19 protein-coding genes are annotated in these 16,083 nt (G+C 56.5%); 7 read left to right on the top strand and 12 right to left on the bottom strand.

Annotation, left to right across the window (positions count from 1 at the left end; translation table 11 throughout):
• Nucleotides 1–166 precede the first annotated feature (166 nt).
• The gene (gene purQ / locus DXY16_RS12485; protein ID WP_115121498.1) at nucleotides 167–820 is read right to left on the bottom strand and encodes a phosphoribosylformylglycinamidine synthase subunit PurQ; all 654 of its coding nucleotides are present in this window, start codon (nucleotides 818–820) and stop codon (nucleotides 167–169) included.
• The gene (gene purS / locus DXY16_RS12480) at nucleotides 817–1,071 is read right to left on the bottom strand and encodes a phosphoribosylformylglycinamidine synthase subunit PurS (protein ID WP_115121758.1); all 255 of its coding nucleotides are present in this window, start codon (nucleotides 1,069–1,071) and stop codon (nucleotides 817–819) included. The genes purQ and purS overlap by 4 nt, the downstream gene beginning before the upstream one ends.
• Before the next feature lie 60 nt (nucleotides 1,072–1,131).
• Here purS and DXY16_RS12475 point away from each other — a divergent pair, with 60 nt between their 5' ends.
• On the top strand, nucleotides 1,132–1,527 hold the full coding sequence (locus DXY16_RS12475) for a hypothetical protein (protein WP_206749563.1): 396 nt from the start codon (nucleotides 1,132–1,134) through the stop codon (nucleotides 1,525–1,527).
• A gap of 11 nt (nucleotides 1,528–1,538) precedes the next feature.
• Here DXY16_RS12475 and DXY16_RS12470 read toward each other — a convergent pair whose 3' ends face one another.
• Nucleotides 1,539–2,231 carry an SDR family NAD(P)-dependent oxidoreductase gene (locus DXY16_RS12470; protein WP_244281679.1) on the bottom strand — a complete coding sequence of 231 codons (693 nt, stop codon included), beginning with the start codon at nucleotides 2,229–2,231 and terminating at the stop codon, nucleotides 1,539–1,541.
• Nucleotides 2,232–2,296: 65 nt separating this feature from the next.
• Between DXY16_RS12470 and DXY16_RS12465 the strand changes: the two genes are divergently transcribed.
• The 3 genes from DXY16_RS12465 to DXY16_RS12455 all read left to right on the top strand — a co-directional run bounded on the left by DXY16_RS12465 (nucleotide 2,297) and on the right by DXY16_RS12455 (nucleotide 4,870).
• Nucleotides 2,297–2,872 (top strand): isoprenylcysteine carboxylmethyltransferase family protein, encoded by a 576-nt coding sequence (locus tag DXY16_RS12465; protein ID WP_115121495.1) that lies wholly within the window; start codon nucleotides 2,297–2,299, stop codon nucleotides 2,870–2,872.
• Complete coding sequence (locus DXY16_RS12460) at nucleotides 2,869–4,128, top strand: MFS transporter (RefSeq protein WP_115121494.1); 1,260 nt, start codon at nucleotides 2,869–2,871, stop codon at nucleotides 4,126–4,128. Before DXY16_RS12465 ends, DXY16_RS12460 begins: the two co-directional genes overlap by 4 nt.
• 118 nt (nucleotides 4,129–4,246) lie before the next feature.
• Nucleotides 4,247–4,870, top strand: coding sequence for a L,D-transpeptidase (locus tag DXY16_RS12455; RefSeq protein WP_115121493.1), 624 nt, complete (start codon nucleotides 4,247–4,249; stop codon nucleotides 4,868–4,870).
• A 231-nt stretch (nucleotides 4,871–5,101) separates the two neighbouring features.
• Here DXY16_RS12455 and cobW read toward each other — a convergent pair whose 3' ends face one another.
• On the bottom strand, nucleotides 5,102–6,169 hold the full coding sequence (gene cobW, locus DXY16_RS12450) for a cobalamin biosynthesis protein CobW (RefSeq protein WP_115121492.1): 1,068 nt from the start codon (nucleotides 6,167–6,169) through the stop codon (nucleotides 5,102–5,104).
• On the bottom strand, nucleotides 6,166–6,714 hold the full coding sequence (locus tag DXY16_RS12445) for a pentapeptide repeat-containing protein (protein WP_115121491.1): 549 nt from the start codon (nucleotides 6,712–6,714) through the stop codon (nucleotides 6,166–6,168). The genes cobW and DXY16_RS12445 overlap by 4 nt, the downstream gene beginning before the upstream one ends.
• A gap of 92 nt (nucleotides 6,715–6,806) precedes the next feature.
• Between DXY16_RS12445 and DXY16_RS12440 the strand changes: the two genes are divergently transcribed.
• Genes DXY16_RS12440 through ilvD form a run of 3 tightly spaced genes read left to right on the top strand, consistent with a single transcriptional unit; the run spans nucleotide 6,807 to nucleotide 9,469 of the window.
• Nucleotides 6,807–7,427, top strand: a complete 621-nt coding sequence (locus tag DXY16_RS12440) for a uracil phosphoribosyltransferase (RefSeq protein WP_115121490.1) — start codon at nucleotides 6,807–6,809, stop codon at nucleotides 7,425–7,427.
• 29 nt (nucleotides 7,428–7,456) lie between these two features.
• Nucleotides 7,457–7,744 (top strand): hypothetical protein, encoded by a 288-nt coding sequence (locus tag DXY16_RS12435; protein ID WP_115121489.1) that lies wholly within the window; start codon nucleotides 7,457–7,459, stop codon nucleotides 7,742–7,744.
• Nucleotides 7,745–7,798: 54 nt separating this feature from the next.
• Complete coding sequence (ilvD, locus tag DXY16_RS12430; RefSeq protein ID WP_115121488.1) at nucleotides 7,799–9,469, top strand: dihydroxy-acid dehydratase; 1,671 nt, start codon at nucleotides 7,799–7,801, stop codon at nucleotides 9,467–9,469.
• An 18-nt stretch (nucleotides 9,470–9,487) separates the two neighbouring features.
• Here the strand turns inward: ilvD and DXY16_RS12425 are convergent, their stop codons facing one another.
• The 7 genes from DXY16_RS12425 to DXY16_RS12395 form a co-directional block, all read right to left on the bottom strand.
• Nucleotides 9,488–9,838, bottom strand: a complete 351-nt coding sequence (locus DXY16_RS12425; RefSeq protein WP_137007102.1) for a hypothetical protein — start codon at nucleotides 9,836–9,838, stop codon at nucleotides 9,488–9,490.
• 26 nt (nucleotides 9,839–9,864) lie between these two features.
• Nucleotides 9,865–10,302: a hypothetical protein gene (locus DXY16_RS12420; RefSeq protein ID WP_115121486.1), complete on the bottom strand. Its 438-nt coding sequence runs from the start codon at nucleotides 10,300–10,302 to the stop codon at nucleotides 9,865–9,867.
• Between the two features lie 3 nt (nucleotides 10,303–10,305).
• Nucleotides 10,306–10,839 (bottom strand): CIA30 family protein, encoded by a 534-nt coding sequence (locus DXY16_RS12415; RefSeq protein ID WP_115121485.1) that lies wholly within the window; start codon nucleotides 10,837–10,839, stop codon nucleotides 10,306–10,308.
• Nucleotides 10,840–11,072: 233 nt separating this feature from the next.
• A complete protein-coding gene (gene pgl, locus DXY16_RS12410) occupies nucleotides 11,073–11,789 on the bottom strand; it encodes a 6-phosphogluconolactonase (RefSeq protein ID WP_115121757.1) in 717 nt (238 codons plus the stop codon).
• A gap of 15 nt (nucleotides 11,790–11,804) precedes the next feature.
• A complete protein-coding gene (gene gndA / locus DXY16_RS12405) occupies nucleotides 11,805–13,223 on the bottom strand; it encodes an NADP-dependent phosphogluconate dehydrogenase (RefSeq protein WP_115121484.1) in 1,419 nt (472 codons plus the stop codon).
• Between the two features lie 99 nt (nucleotides 13,224–13,322).
• On the bottom strand, nucleotides 13,323–14,618 hold the full coding sequence (locus tag DXY16_RS12400; protein ID WP_115121483.1) for a glucose-1-phosphate adenylyltransferase: 1,296 nt from the start codon (nucleotides 14,616–14,618) through the stop codon (nucleotides 13,323–13,325).
• Nucleotides 14,619–14,753: 135 nt separating this feature from the next.
• Nucleotides 14,754–16,064, bottom strand: a complete 1,311-nt coding sequence (locus tag DXY16_RS12395; protein ID WP_115121482.1) for a glutamyl-tRNA reductase — start codon at nucleotides 16,062–16,064, stop codon at nucleotides 14,754–14,756.
• Nucleotides 16,065–16,083: the final 19 nt, after the last annotated feature.

Genomic DNA, 16,083 nt, shown 5'->3' with positions numbered 1-16,083 from the left:
GGCTGCGATCGATCACCAGGCCTCCGGCGGCACAGGGCTGCAAGCAGTTTGGAGCTGATCAGAGCTCACCGCAGCCGGTCTCGAACCCAGACAGCTCAGAACGGAGACAGCTCACAACGGAGACGCGGAACTCTGCGATGCATAGGACATCAACAAAGCGGTGGGTTCAACTGAGCAGGGCCTTGATCAGCAAGCGTCCGTCAACCCCTCCGGTAACGGCATCACAGGCCCGCTCGGGATGAGGCATCAGGCCGAGCACATTGCCTTCGGCATTGGTTATGCCGGCGATATCGCCAACGGAACCATTGGGGTTGGAGAGGTAGCGAAAAGCGATGCAGTCATCTTCTTGCAGTTGACGCAGGGTCTCGTCAGAACACTGATAACGGCCTTCTCCGTGAGCAATGGGCAGCGTGATCCTGTCACTGGCTTTGGCTGCGTTCGTCCAGGGAGTGCGCACTGAAGCGATCTCCAGTTCGGCATCCTCACAAATGAAATGGAGATTGCGATTGCGCGTTAAGGCGCCGGGGAGCAATCCCAACTCGGTGAGCACCTGAAAGCCGTTGCAGATGCCAAGGACCCTTCCACCCCGTGCTGCGAAGTCAACAAGCGACTCGAGCACAGGGGCGAACCGGGCAATTGCACCGCAGCGCAGATAGTCGCCATAGCTGAAACCGCCGGGCAAGACAACCGCATCCAAGCCACTGAGATCCCTCTCCTCATGCCAGAGGTAGCGGGTGGGAATCCCCAGACACCCCTCACTGGCCCAGCGCACGTCCCGGTCACAGTTGGAACCGGGAAAGACGACAACTCCGACACTCATGATTGCTGAAGCTCCAGAGTCCAGTTCTCAATCACGGGGTTGGCCAGAAGCCTGTCACTGAGGAGTTCCAACCGGCGACGAGCTTCATCCTCATCAGGGGCCTCGAGTTCAAGCTCCACCGACTTACCGATACGTAATTTGCTGACGCCATCGACTCCCAGACGGAATGCCGCTGAACGGGTCGCTTCACCAGCCGGGTCGAGCACCGACGAACGCAGATTCACCAATACGCGGGCTTGATAACGCGGCACGGTCACCTCGTAGGGATTGTTAAATCTTGGCAGGCCGGGGCACCGCGGCCGAATCAGCAGATGCACGTTGAAGAAAGGCCCAGCGGCGCAGTGCATCAACATCCCTCCATTCCCATCACAGCGGTTGTGCTGACAGCAACGGTGACGACTGGGATTGGCTTGATCAGTTCAAACCTAACCAGAGCCCGTAGCCAACAGGCAGAGACCATTGCCCTGGAGTGTCGGAGCCAAGAAGGCCCTTGGCTGCCCTGCCGGATGGGAATCAACCGCATTGGCAGCCAGTGGTGGATCGAAGTGGCCCAACAACGGATTCGGTTCGAACACGACGGAAGCGGCAGTGTGCGTATGCAATCCCGTGCTGGTGCCGACTGGATCCCTGTGCAATCCAGCTGGGCTGAAGAGCAAGTGCTGTGCTGGGGGTCTCTTTGCGCGCGTGGAGCCATGCCGCTGGATTAAACAAGCCAGGCTCAGACTTCCGGTAGGCAGCTAACAGCAAGTTCAAACGGGACCGCTGAAGCAGGGAGCTCAAGCAGTCGAGACGACAGTGCAGCCAGGTCTTGAGGCTGGGTCATCGCTTCAGGCGGAAGGTCGGTGATGCCTTCCACCATTTGGGTGTTGACCCAACCCGGGCAGATGGCCGTAACGCGGATACCGGACTGCCAACCTTCATTGCGCATCGTTTGGCATAAACCCATCAGGGCAAACTTGCTGCTGGCATAACCCGCCAAGCGACCTTTACTGCGTTTTCCACTCATCGAGACCAGCACCTGAATCCTTGCGTCGCCGTGGGCCTGCAGCCATGGCCAAGCCGCTCTGGTCAGCCACCAGGGCCCCATCAGATTCACCTTGAGCAACAGTTCCGGCTCATGAGCATGGGCATCGGAGAACAGCAGAGGCGTGGGGAGAAGGATCCCAGCACAATGGATCAGGGCATCAAAGCCAGCGAAGGCTGCATCAGCGGCCTCCACCCAACGGGGGGCCGCCTCTGGATCAACGGCGTCGTAAGGCACCAATTGAATGCGATCAGAGCCGGCGATCGCGGGATCCAGCACCGACCCTCTTAGAGCATCAGGATTGCGTAGGCCAAGGCTGAGACGGTGTCCGTCTCGCAATGCCTGCTCAGCAATCGCCCGACCGATCCCGCGCGAGGCACCGCTCATCAGGATGGTTCGTCTCGTCGTCTCCATCCTCAAAGTCCAATCACAATGGAATTGTGCTTGGACAGATGGGAGTGAGAGCAAGGGGGATCGGCATCAAAGCCGCATTGAGCGGTTGGAACCTCAGCTGGGCAGGGTTGTGGCGCAATCAACAGGGAGAGTGGTGGCTGCTCGGCCAAGGCATCCTGATCCTGGCGGTGATCATCCTGCCGGGATGGCCTCAGAGTGCGTTGGCAGATCTCAACCTGACCTGGCGCAACTGCCTGATGATCAGCGGCGGAAGCCTCCTAACCGGAGGCGTGGTGTGGGCGGTGGCGAGTTTTCTCGCACTGGGAGACAACCTTTCTCCCCTACCAGAGCCAAAACCTGGAATCCAACTCGTCCAGTCAGGCCCCTATCGACTCTGCCGCCATCCGCTGTATTTAGCGGTCCTGATCTGCGCAGCCGGCGTGATGCTGATGCGACAGAGCCCGTTGCATCTTGCGCTGCTGATCGCCCTCGCCATGACCTTGCGCGGAAAAGCAAAACGCGAAGAACAAGGCCTGGTCAGACACCATCCTGACTACAGAACACTGTTCTCTGGCAAGCCAGCCATCCTGGCGTGGATTCCAGGGCTGAACTGGTCCATTGAGGACGCATCATGAGCGCCCCAACCAACAGTCGATTGTCCGTGATCGCTGCAGGCATCGTCGGCAACGTCATGGAGTGGTACGACTTTTCGCTCTATGGCTATTTCGCTGTCGCGCTCAGTCACCACTTCTTTCCCTCCACTAATCCTGCCCTTTCCCTTCTCGCAACATTTGCTGCTTTTGCAGCGGGATTCCTGGTCAGACCCCTGGGTGGACTGATCATTGGTCGAATCGGCGATCGTCACGGCAGCCAAAGAGCTCTTTTGATCAGCGTTGTGGCCATGGCCATTCCCACAACACTGATGGCGTTCTTACCCACCTATGAACAGATCGGCATCGCAGCACCAGTGCTGTTGGTCAGCCTTCGCCTGCTTCAGGGACTATCTGCAGGAGGTGAATACACGACCTCAATTGTCTTTCTCTGCGAACGTTCACCGGAACGGAAGCGAGGCATTCTTTCAATCTGGGGATTATGGGGATCCGTTGCTGGCATGTGGCTGGCGTCAGCCCTCAGCGAAGGACTGGCGCAACTGTTGCAACCCGACAAGCTAGAGCAATGGGGTTGGCGACTGATGTTTGCACTGGGTTCATTCATTGCGTTTGCAGGGGTGATGCTTCGCAGGCATCTGAAACCAGCGTTGCTGAATCAAAACAAGACGTCTCAACCACTTCGCATGGTGCTGAAGCACCGTTGGCCGATCACCAAAGTGATGCTGCTCAATGTGGCTAGCAGCGTTAGTTTTTATCTCTTATTTGTCTACGTTGTCAGCGATCTTGAAACCATCGACAAACTCTCAGCAGGAACTGCCCTGTCACTGAATACACGCGTGATGGCGCTCCTCTTGATTCTTTATCCGATCGCGGCCTGGATCAGCGACAGGGTTGGTCGCAAACCACTGTTTGTGATTGGCAGCGGCTGGTTAGTTCTTGGCGCTTGGCCCATCTTTACCCTGCTCCAGAGCGACAGCATCAACAACATTCTTCGTGGCGAGGTGGGGCTGGTGGTGGCTGTGGCCATCCTGGCTGGCGCCAAAAATGCGGCCAACGTCGAATTAATGCCTGGCGAGGTGCGCAACACAGGCCTGGCGCTTGCCTTCAACGTTGCAGAGGGATGGATTGGAGGCCTCACCCCTCTTGCCGCCACATGGCTGGTGTTGCACACAGGTCAGCCCGTCAGTCCAGCTCTACTGGCAGCGGTTGCAGGTCTGATCACCTTGATTACCTGTCTTGGCTACACCCGTGAAACAGCCTTCACACCCTTCATCCACTGACCCAGGTGGAGCGTATTGACATCTCAGGTGAGACCTGAGGTCAGACAAGGAACTGGCTTTTTCTTTCGTGAGCGAAAAAAACAATCCGTAGCTTTCTGCATCCATTGCGGTGGTGCGGATGCTGAAGGAACGCCTCTCGATCACGCTTGTGTTTCTCTCTGCTGTTCTGACAGCACCTGGATTAGCAGCTGCTCAGACCCTGGAGCAGGCCCTAGCCACCATTGCCCTGGCAAGACCCCAAAGCACCGCTCCCGCAAGGAGCAGCATTGCGCCAGAGGAACTACTGGCACGTCTCCAACAGGATGGAGAGTCGGTGCTCGTGCTTGAAAAGACCCATCGACAGTTAGCAGGCACGGGTGATCCGATCTGGGATCTGCGCTTGGAAATCCCTGGCCATCCGGTCCGTCACTACGACGCGCTCAGTGGTCGAGCCAATCGCCAGGATGCCGATCGCGACCAGATGGGAAGCCGCGCCCCTCTTCCCGCAGGCCACTACACCCTTGGCCCCGTGGAACCATTGGCGGCAGGTGCCTACCCGGAGCTCGGCCCAATCTGGATCAGCATCGAACCAACCTTTACGACCGGTCGAAGGGTCCTAGGCATTCACCAAGATCCAAGCGCTGGACGCAATGGCAACAGCGGCACCCTTGGCTGCATCGGCCTAATCGACCGCAATGACCTCTTGGATTTAGCGCAACAAGTGAAACGAGCCAAAATTCGGGAACTCGTTGTGACCCACTGAGCATTGGCGATCAGATCGCCTGGCGACTGCTGTCGTGAGATCAGAGCCTGCCGACCAACATCGTTGGTGATGGTGCCGCCGGATTGACCAGTCTTGTGAGCTTTGCGCTGACTGGAATTGCCATCCAGACCAGCCTTCTAACTCAGTGACTGGGACAGGGCTTCACTGCAAAGCATGGATGGCGAGGATGATCGAGGCAGAAGCCTTCTCCTCGAACAGAAGGCTTTCGATTCACGCAGGCACGGGCAGGAGTTCACCCAAACGGTCAGCCGCATCAGCAACAAAGCCGATCACCACCAAATCAAGACCGGCCCCACTATCGGGCCGCCAGGCTTGATCAGGCGCGGCTTCGAACCACGATTCAAGACGAGGTCCAACCATCTGCAGCTGTAGCGGCAGGGCTTTACCCGGGAGCCACACCCGACCTTTCAATCGCACCACTTGATTGCGAGCCACAAAGTCTGGGAGCAACTGTTCCAGAGCCTCTCGAGAGACGGAGCACTCCATGCGCAGAAGGCCACTGACCGCCTCGACATGGGTGTGGTCGTGATGATCGTGATGGTCGTGATGGTCGTGATGGTCGTCCGCCTCAGGCGTTGCAGACGCAACAGCGTGTCGATTGGTGCCGAGCACCAAAGCCGGATCAACAACGCCTCGCTCGATCGCCAGCAAGGGCGTGCCACTTCGAACCTTGCTGCTGAGCTGCTCACGAACACCACTGAGCTGAGCGGGGTCAATCAGATCGGCGCGACTGATCAGAACCTGGTCTGCGGCCTCAAGCTGGTCAGCAAAAAGTTCTTCAATGGCACTGATGTGATCGAGGCTCGGATCGTCCTGCCGTTGACGCTCGATGGCCTCGAGATCACCCACCGGGCTGCCGCCAGCAAGAGATTCACCATCCACAACCGTAATCACACCGTTCACCACAACTTTGGAACGCACTTCTGGCCATTCCAAAGCCTGTAAAAGGGGTCGAGGCAGTGCAAGACCACTCGTCTCAACCACGATGCCGTCGAGGGAATCAGTTCGCTGGAGAAGGGTCTCCATGGTTGGCAGAAAATCATCCTGCACGGTGCAGCAGAGACAGCCGTTATTGAGTTCAACTAGACGTCCCTCAAGCTCATCCTCTGGACAAAATCCACAGTTTCGGATCAGATCTCCATCAAGACCGACGGTTCCGAATTCGTTCACCATCACTGCAAGTCGCTGCCCACTGTTGGACAGCAAGTGGCGAAGCAGGGTGGTTTTTCCGGCACCAAGAAAGCCGGTAATCACGGTGACAGGGAGACGACGCATCATCGACAGCCAAGACTCTCGCGGGTACTGATGGAAGTAACACTGTTCACCCCATCAGCCCGGGCGCACAGTGCTTTTTGCTGTGAAAGATCTATCACGGCGTTGCTGAAATCAGCGCCATCAATGCGGGCATCTGTAAATCGGCTCTGCATCATCATCGCGTTTTCAAAACGGGCATCACGAAGATCAGCACCATCAAAACGACTCGCAAAGGCCACAACGTCACCGAGGTCTGCCCTTTGGAGGTCTGCACCCTGAAGCATTGAGGTATTGATCACGGCACCACGAAGATCGCTGTCCGACAAATCAACGCCCTGGAGATCAGCCTTGAGGAATTCCTTCTCCTTCAGGTCCAACCCATGCATATCAGCGCTGATCTCCTGCACAGCAAATTGGCCACGGAGCTCAGGGGCGGTGATCGCCAGAGCAGGCTCCGCTCCCAAACACAACACGGTGCCCGTTAAGCAAACCAGTGCTGTCAGCAGTCCAGCGGCAATGGCACGAGTGTGCTTGAGCCGTGCGGCAAGACCGCAAAAAAAGGCGACCATGGTCGTGGGATTGGATCTGACGGACAAGCGGCGAACCACCTGCCGTAGTTTGAAACGTCACGTTATGGCAGCTGCCCACCAATCCACGCGACATGGCCAAGACCCTGAGGGTGGTGGTTCCCCCCCATCCCCTGATCGCCCACTGGCTCACGGTGCTGAGGCATGCGGGAACACCAGCAGCCCTTTACGCGACCGGGATGGAGGAGCTTGGCCGATGGCTCTGCTACGAGGCGGTTCGCGATTGGCTGCCCCATCGGAAGGAAGCCGTCACCACACCGCTTCAAGACACAGAAGGCAGTGTGATCGAGGCTTCTGTGCCGCTTCTGACCATCCCGTTGATGCCAGGAGGTCTCAGTCTCTGGCAGGGCGCACGTCAGGTGCTGCCCAATGCACTGCTTTGCCTTGATGGTGTTCCAGAGGTGATTGAACCCCAAGCTGGCGTGGTGGTGTTTCTTGACCAAATCAGTGATGGCAGCCAATGCCTGAAGGCTTTGGACAAACTTGCCGATCGCGGAGTGGATGACATGCGCCGGGTTCGGATGATCACGGCGGTTGCCGCCAGCCCAGGCCTGAAGCAGATCGGCGAGCAGATCCCTGATTTGACGATTCACACCGCTTGCATCGATGAAAGCCTGGATGACAACGGCAGGGTTCTGCCAGGCATCGGTGACCCTGTTCAGCGAATGCAGATCAGAACTGGATCAGCCACCTAACCTGAAGGACAAGGCATCAGCAGCAGACCATGGCCCAGCGCGAGACGGCTTCCGGCACCCTTGCCACCCTGATCAGCGGCGCCGTCATGGGCGCTGCCGGTCTGGCTTGGTGGCTGCTTTCCGAAGCGGATCGTCGTCAACATTCCAAACGCCAGCGATCCATGCTTTACGCGCCGCGCATCCAAGACGGCAGTGAAGCCTTCGATGCAACTGAGAAAGTGGTCCAGGAAGGCCAGCTTGAACATCGCGTCGAACAGCTCAATGCCGCGATCGCCGATGTGCGAAGGCAGCTCGAGGATCTGGGTGCCAGAAGCTGAACCCTGCAGTCGGTAGGTTGGCGACAGTCATTCACCGGCCACCGGCTGCAATCGATGCTCCGCTCCGACGCCGTCACGCAGGGAATCCAACGCTCACCAAACCGAGCGATGTTGCGTGCAGTCGGCTTCGGTGATGCCGATTTTGGCAAACCGATTATTGGAATCGCCAACGGCTACAGCACCATCACTCCTTGCAACGTGGGCCTGAACGATCTGGCCATGCGAGCGGAAGAGGCCACACGCATGGCCGGAGGGATGCCTCAGACCTTCGGCACCATCACTGTCAGTGATGGCATCTCAATGGGCACCGAGGGGATGAAGTATTCCCTCGTGAGCAGGGAGGTCATCGCTGATGCGATTGAAACCGCCTGCAACGGCCAAAGCATGGACGGAGTGCTGGCCGTCGGGGGCTGCGACAAGAACATGCCCGGCGCCATGCTCGCCATGGCCCGGATGAACATCCCCTCAATCTTTGTGTACGGCGGCACGATCAAACCAGGGAAGCTGGGAGGTTGCGATCTCACTGTGGTCAGTGCCTTTGAAGCTGTCGGTCAGATCACAAGCGGCAAGATTGACGAAGAACAGCTCACGGCGATCGAAAAGAACGCTTGTCCGGGAGCCGGCAGCTGTGGAGGAATGTTCACAGCCAACACGATGAGTGCCGCAATCGAAACGCTTGGCCTGAGCCTCCCCTACAGCTCCACCATGGCTGCTGAGGATGCCGAAAAGGCCGACAGTGCGGCCCTCTCCGCCGAAGTGCTGGTCGAGGCGATCAAATCCGATATCCGTCCACGAGAGCTGCTCACCCGAGAAGCATTTGAAAACGCCATCAGCGTGATCATGGCGGTGGGAGGCTCCACCAATTCGGTGCTCCATCTGTTGGCCATCGCTCGCACCGCGGGGATCGATCTCAACATCGACGACTTTGAAAGCATTCGCCAGCGCGTTCCTGTGATCTGCGATCTCAAACCAAGCGGCAAGTTTGTGACCGTTGATCTCCATCAAGCTGGTGGCATTCCACAGGTGATGAAACTCCTGCTTGATGCAGGCCTGCTCCATGGGGACTGCCGCACGATCGAAGGCAAGAGCCTGAGAGAACGGCTGGCCGATGTTCCGGCCATGCCACCTGCCGATCAGGAGGTGATTCGCCCCCTATCCAATCCGCTCTACGCCAAAGGACATCTGGCGATCCTCAAGGGCAATCTGGCCGAGCAGGGTGCCGTTGCCAAGATCAGCGGCGTCAAGAATCCAGTCATCACTGGCCCAGCAAGGGTGTTCGAAAGTGAGGAAAGCTGTCTGACCGCGATCCTTGACAACCAGATCAAGGCCGGAGATGTCGTGGTGGTGCGCAATGAGGGACCGGTGGGGGGGCCGGGCATGCGCGAAATGCTGAGCCCGACCTCAGCAATCGTGGGGCAAGGTCTGCTCGACAAGGTGGCCTTGATCACCGATGGCCGTTTCTCAGGTGGCTCTTATGGGCTGGTGATCGGCCATGTGTCCCCGGAGGCCGCGGTCGGCGGCACCATCGGCCTCATTCAAGAAGGTGACAGCATCACTGTGGATGCCAACCAACTGTTGTTGCAATTGAATGTGGACGACAGTGAGCTAGATCGACGTCGCAGTGCTTGGAGCACTCCAACACCGAAATACCGCACCGGAATTCTCGGCAAGTACAGCCGACTGGTGTCATGCGCCAGCGAAGGGGCGGTCACAGACCAACCCTGAGCACTGCCACAGCCAAACTCACATCTCCGTCATCTGGCGCCAGATGTTCCTGGCCCTTGAAGGGCAGTTGGCGAAGGCATCAGCAAAGACATTTTCAAAAAAGGCAATGCCAATTTCCTTTTGGTCTAGATCGATCTGATCCATCGACTCTGGATCGAGATCCTGATCGAGCATTGTTTTGATCACGCTCTTCTCGATTGCTGTTTTGAGGTCATTGCCCTGGCAGTAGAGCGCTGCGCTTTCTCGACCCATGAATGCCGCAATATTGATTCTCTGTGCAGGCGAGAGCGGGCGGGCCTGCACGGATCCGGAGACAGCGACCGCCACCATCCATGGCGCCAAAAGAACAACCGGCAATGCATTGCTCACGAAGAAGCTTCCAGAGATCTCACCATTCAAACCATGAATAGGGCCCTTAGCCGGCGCGTTAGCGCCTCCAGGGGCGCACCATCCTCTGGGGCCGAACAACGTTGACCACTGTCGGCATTCATCCAGACCGGATGCTGCCCCTGCCAGAGCAGGGGGCGGTCTGGCTGATTCCACCAGCCAAGCATGAGGTTCAGATCCTGACCGCTGCGATAGAGCTCCAGCTCAAGGTCCTCGTCTGGACAGCGCTCACCGTCCGGATCTCTGCACTCAATCCTGAGGCGAAGGTCATCTCCACTCTCCAGAAGGTCAGTGAGAAGCCTTGGAGCATCTGAGATCGCGCTGGCATCGTCCAATAACACCACAGCGTGGCGGAATGGCTTTCGGCACACGTCAGCAGCGGATGCAATCAGAACAAGCAGGTCAACCGACGGGTCAGCGCTGTCATCCCGTAACGCCAAATCCATCCTTCAGAAGGCCTCAATGGAACGTAAGAGCAGTCGGATCGAACCTGCTCTGAATCCAGGATTGGCATCACCCTGGTCATCGAAGCGGGAATGGAGCAGCTGAAGACGGGTCAGGGCTGATGGTTCAAAACGCAACGGGAGGCGAAGAGGTTTGGCACGAATCACGGGCCGTAGGTCCTGGAACTGAATCTCAGCCACTGTTGTTCCTGAGCTGTTGGTGCGGATGGAATGCACCCAACGCAACCCACCAGGAATCAATTCACTCAGCCCCATCACTCCATCACTGCATGCCAGAGCAAACTTCAGAGTACGACCCTCTCCATCAACACAAATTCTCAAGGCACGATAGGCCGAAAGATTGAGAGGAGGCTGGAAACGTGGGGATCGACAACTCACAAATCCTCCACCTTGTTCAACAATATTTCCCTCGAGGAGAAGGCCTTCCGCAGTCAGTCGACAAGCAGAAGAACTGGACCCACCCATGATTGTGTCGTTAAGCACTGACCATTCACGAAGGTCTCCAATCGGATACGCCATCAGACCTGAACGGGATCAATGGTTTGAGGCATTATCATAAGATTGACCATTGAAGGTGACTCTGAGCCCAGTGGATCTACTTCAAAGAATCGCAAGCAATACGATCTTTCAATTCAACCTTAGAGCTGAAGCGAGGTCAAAATAGATCAAAAGTTTAGAGAACGGTGGTAATCAAGCAGGTTGCTTCTAATCAAATCAAAGGGATCAAATCAACCTCATCCCAATCGGTACCCTCACTGATCCGGTGCAGCGGCTTGATCACAAAGGATCGTGATCGGCTGTTGAGATTGCACCAACTTGGCAGGTGTGCGTTCTGGTGACTCCATCGGATCGAGTAATCGACTCAGAGCCTGACGCTTGCCTTCACCACTCACCAGAAAAACCACTTGACGAGCAGCACTGAGAACGGGTGCCGTAAGGGTGATCCGATCAAGACCTTTGCCACGACCAATGGTCGTCCAGCGATTGGTCACCAGAGGAGCATCCGTTCCTGGAAACAGTGAGGCCGTATGACCATCATCGCCAAGGCCCAGCAACATCAGATCAAACACGGGTGGATCTCCCGGGCAAAGCCGCCCGATCAGATCAGCAAAAGCCTCGGAACTGGCTTCAGGGCTCGCCAGTTCAACTGTGGGGACAGGATGGAAACAGGCCTGAGCACCTGGAGATCCTGGCTCCATAAGCGTGTGACGGAGCATCCGGGCATTGCTGGAGGGGTCCTCAGCAGAGACCCAGCGCTCATCACCTAGCAAGACATCGACCCTGTCCCAGGGGAGATGCTGTTGAGAGAGCAAGGCATAGGCCTTAGCGGGGGTCGTGCCACCGGACAAAGCAATCTGGGCACGATCGCGTTGATCAAGGGCGAGATCAATGGCTGTCGCAATGGTTTCTGCGGCACGGCGAGCGAGATCCTGAGAATCCCCGGTGCACACGAGTTGATACGGAGTCATGCTCATCAATCAACCTCAATCCAGCCATTCCGTGTGAAAAGCACCCGGTTTGTCGGTGCGCTCATAGGTATGGGAGCCAAAACAGTCACGCATGGCCTGCACCAGATTCTGGGGAAGTCGGCCAGTGCGATAGCTATTGATGTAATCGAGGGTGCTGCTCAGACAAGGAACTGGAATCCCTGCTTGGGCCGCTCCGGCCACGACCTTGGCCAAACCAGGCAAACGCCGGTTGACCTGATCCGCAAACCAGGGGTCGATCAGCAGATTGGGCAGTTGTGGATCGGCATTGAACGCATCCTGAATGCGCTTGAGTAAGCGAGCTCGGATAATGCAACCCCCCTTCCAGATCTGAGCAATGGAAGGCATGTTCAGGTTGTAGTCATGCTCAGCAGAGGCAATGCGCATCAGCTCCATGCCTTGGGCATAGCTGGCCACACAAGCCAAAACCATCGCATCCATTAAAGGAGCCATTCCATCGTCGGGGCTTCCCATGTCAAACGGGGTCGGGGCAGGTCCGCGCAAAACCTCTTCGGCCTTGACGCGCTGATCCTTCATTGAACTCATCACCCGGCCGTTTAATGCGGCATAGATCGTGGGTACAGAGGCACCCATCTTCAGGGCACTAACCACTGTCCAAAGCCCAGTGCCCTTCTGACCAGCCTTGTCTTGAATCCGCTCGACGAGATCAGCACCATCCTCCGGGTCTTTTGTCCGCAGGCAGACCTCTGTGATCTCCACCAAATAGGAGGCCAGTTCCTCAGTGCTGTTCCAATGGGCGAACACATCAGCCATCTGAGAACCATTCATGCCACCGACCCGCTTCATCAGGTCGTAGCCCTCGGCAAGGATCTGCTCAATTCCGTACTCAATGCCGTTATGAACGGTCTTGACAAAATGCCCCGAGCCACCAGGACCGATATAGGTGACACAAGGTCCATCCTCAACCTGGGCTGCCATTTTGGTCACCAGGCTTTCAATCGCGTCGTACGAAGCTTTTGTTCCACCAGGCATCATGCTTGGCCCTTCAAGGGCTCCTTTGGCACCACCTGACACACCCATGCCGATGAAGCCAAAGCTCTTGCTTTCCAGCTCGGCAACTCGACGTTCCGTATCGTGATACTCCGAGTTACCGCCGTCGATCAGTAGATCCCCTTGCTCGAGATAGGGGGAGATCTGTTGAATCACAGCATCCACCGGTGCCCCCGCCTTCACCATCATGAGGATGCGGCGAGGATGCTGCAGTTTGCTAACAAAATCCTGAAGATCTGTTGCTCCTTGAATGTTCTTACCAGCACCTTGGCCAGCAAGAAATTCCTCAGTCTTGGAGTAGGTGCGGTTGTAAACCACACTCGAGAAGCCGTTGCGCTCTGCGTTGAGCACAAGGTTCTCGCCCATTACTCCGAGACCGATCAGGCCGAAATGAGCCTTGGACATCGTCAAAGGTGGTTTGCAATGTCCTCAGTGTGACCATCGGGCAGAGAAACCGCTGCCCTCAGAGCACCGTCTGTCAGAAAGAGGAAACCAAAGCCCGGCTCAGATCACCATCCCATCAGGGATCGTGGCATTTTTCACCACGACAACAATGCCGTTACGGATGTAGAAACCAAGTTCCGGACGATCGGCCTCTTCAACATTGTCCTTATTGACAATGGTGACATTTCGTCCGATTCGAGTGTTCTTGTCAAGGATGGAACGCTTCACAGTTGAGCCTTCGCCCACACCGAGCGGTGTACCGCCGTTCTGACGCAGCTCCTCACGCTCTGAGGTGGATTCGAAGAAATCGCTCCCCATCAGCAAGGAATCTTGGAGAACGACGTTGTTCTCGACGCGGCTTCGAACACCGAGGACGCAATGATTGATGCTGCAGGATTTAAGAATCGTTCCCTCACCAATACTGGAGTCAATGATCTGTGCATCGACCAACTTACTAGGGGGTAAATAACGTGGCCTTGTATAGATAGGGAAGTCTTCGTCGTAGAAGCTAAATGGAGGCTTAGGCTGCTCTGTCAAGGCGAGATTAGCCTCGTAAAAAGCCCCAATCGTTCCAATATCTTCCCAATAGTCGTCAAACACATAACTCCTAAGATTCATCCCAGACTTAAGGGCTTCAGGAATCAACTCCTTGCCGAAGTCCTTATAAGTCGGATAATCATTAAGGAGACCAAAGAGAGCCTTGCGACTGAATACATAGATGCCCATTGAGGCGAGATAGGGCTTCTCCTGGGCCGACTCGGGAGAGAGGCCAAATCGGGCTGTATTAACAGCCATCTCCTTAAGAGAATCACCCTTTGGCTTCTCTCGGAATTCCTGAATTGCACCGTTCTCATCAGTGCGCATCAAGCCAAAGGATTCAGCCTGCTTCGGGTCGACGGGGAGCGCAGCAACAGTGAGATCAGCACCAGATTTACGGTGATGTTCAACAAACAAGCTGTAATCCATTCGATACAGCTGGTCACCGGAAAGAATCAGGTATTCATCAACATCCCATTCCTGGAATAGCCACTGGTATTTACGTACAGCGTCAGCTGTGCCTTCAAACCATGATGGGCTCTCAGGGGTCTGCTGGGCCGCTAGTACCTCAACAAAACCCTGGCCGAAACCAGCACTGAGGTCGTAAGTCTGGGAAAGATGGCGGTTCAGAGATGCACTGTTGAACTGAGTCAACACATACATCTTGGTGATGTTTGAATTGATGCAGTTGCTGATGGGGATATCAATCAGGCGATACTTACCAGCCAGAGGTACAGCTGGCTTGGCCCTCATTTTTGTGAGTGGGTAAAGACGGGTACCCGCTCCTCCACCAAGAATTATTGACAGAACGCGCTTCATGCCGGTGCCTTAACACTGGAGACGGGGGCAAACCTAACGGACTTTGTGCTCAAAAAACCATCAGCACCCTCAGATCAACCAAGAACGATGAGACTCTGATCGAGACTGCTCTCAGCCCTTGCCTCTCAGGCGATCTCAGCTGGTGGATTGGTCCTCACCAAGGGAAAACACGCGCTCAACCACACGCAGGGCTTCCTGGCGCTCAGAGCGGGGCTGAGGGCTACGCAACTGGGTCACTGGCGCGTGAAGGATCTTGTTGAGGATGCCCTTCGTGAGGGCCTCTACAACTTTGCGCTCCCGCGCGGAAAAGTCAGGCCCCATGCGGCTAAGAGCCTTTTGAAGCTCCTCAGTCCGAATCTGTTCTAGAGACGCCCTTAAGCGGTTGATGGTTGGCACTGCCTCAAGGCTGTCCCACCACTCAAGAAAAAGGCGAGACTCAACATCAAGCAGACCCTGGGCTTCCATCGCCACCTGCTGGCGTGCCTCCTGGTTGCGGGCTACGACCTCTTGGAGATCGTCCACGTCATGGGATTCAACTCCTGGAATGCCCTCAACATCCGCGGAGATGTTTCGCGGCACGCCGATATCAATCAGGCGAAGGGCGTTCAGCCGATCCAGCTGATTGAGACGGGCTGCATCGATGATGGGTTCATCGGTGGCCGTACTGGTGAAGACCAACGAGCATGTACTGAGGCAGTGATCCAGGTCCTCAAGCGATCGGCACTCCACTGGCAATCCAGGAAAATCTTCAGCCAGAGCGAGTGCTCTCTCACGCGTGCGATTGAGCAGCTGAACGCCGGAACAACCTTTGGACTGAAGGTGCTGAAGCAGCAGCCGACTCATTCGGCCAGCGCCAACCACGGCGACCTTTTCAGTCTCAAGGGTGACGAGCTGGTCGAGGCCTCGGGATTGGCCGAGCTTGAGCTGGGCCAGTTCGACAGCAGCTGAACTGACTGAAACCGCACCCGTGCTCAGATTGGTTTCAGAGCGAACTCGCTTACCAGTACTGACGGCTTGCGTCAGCAACCGGTTGAGAATCGGACCGATGGATTTGTGTTCCTGACCCAGACGCATCATTTTCTTGACCTGGGAGAGGATCTGCCCCTCGCCTAGAACAAGACTGTCGAGACCAGCCGAGACCCTGAGCAGGTGATCGACAGCTTCGTGATGGTGATACGCAAAAAGATGAGGAGAGAGGGCCTCGGTAGCCAGGCCTGAGTGCCCACTGAGGAACTCCCGTACCGCGGAAATTCCGAGTTCGGGATGACGCACCAGGGTATAGATCTCAAGCCTGTTGCAGGTACTGAGGATGGAAGCCTCAAGCACCTGCTCATGACCACGGAGGGTCTGGAGAGAGGTCTCCATGGTTTGCTCAGGAATACTGAGCTTTTCACGGATTTCGACCGGTGCCGTGCGATGACTGAGGCCGACGACGGCAATGTGCATGGAGATGCTCCTCTTATCC

This window comes from Synechococcus sp. UW105 (assembly GCF_900473935.1).
Taxonomy (GTDB): Bacteria; Cyanobacteriota; Cyanobacteriia; order PCC-6307; family Cyanobiaceae; genus Synechococcus_C.
Note: the sequence above shows the minus strand (reverse complement) of the source record. Positions and strands in the feature narration are given on the sequence as shown.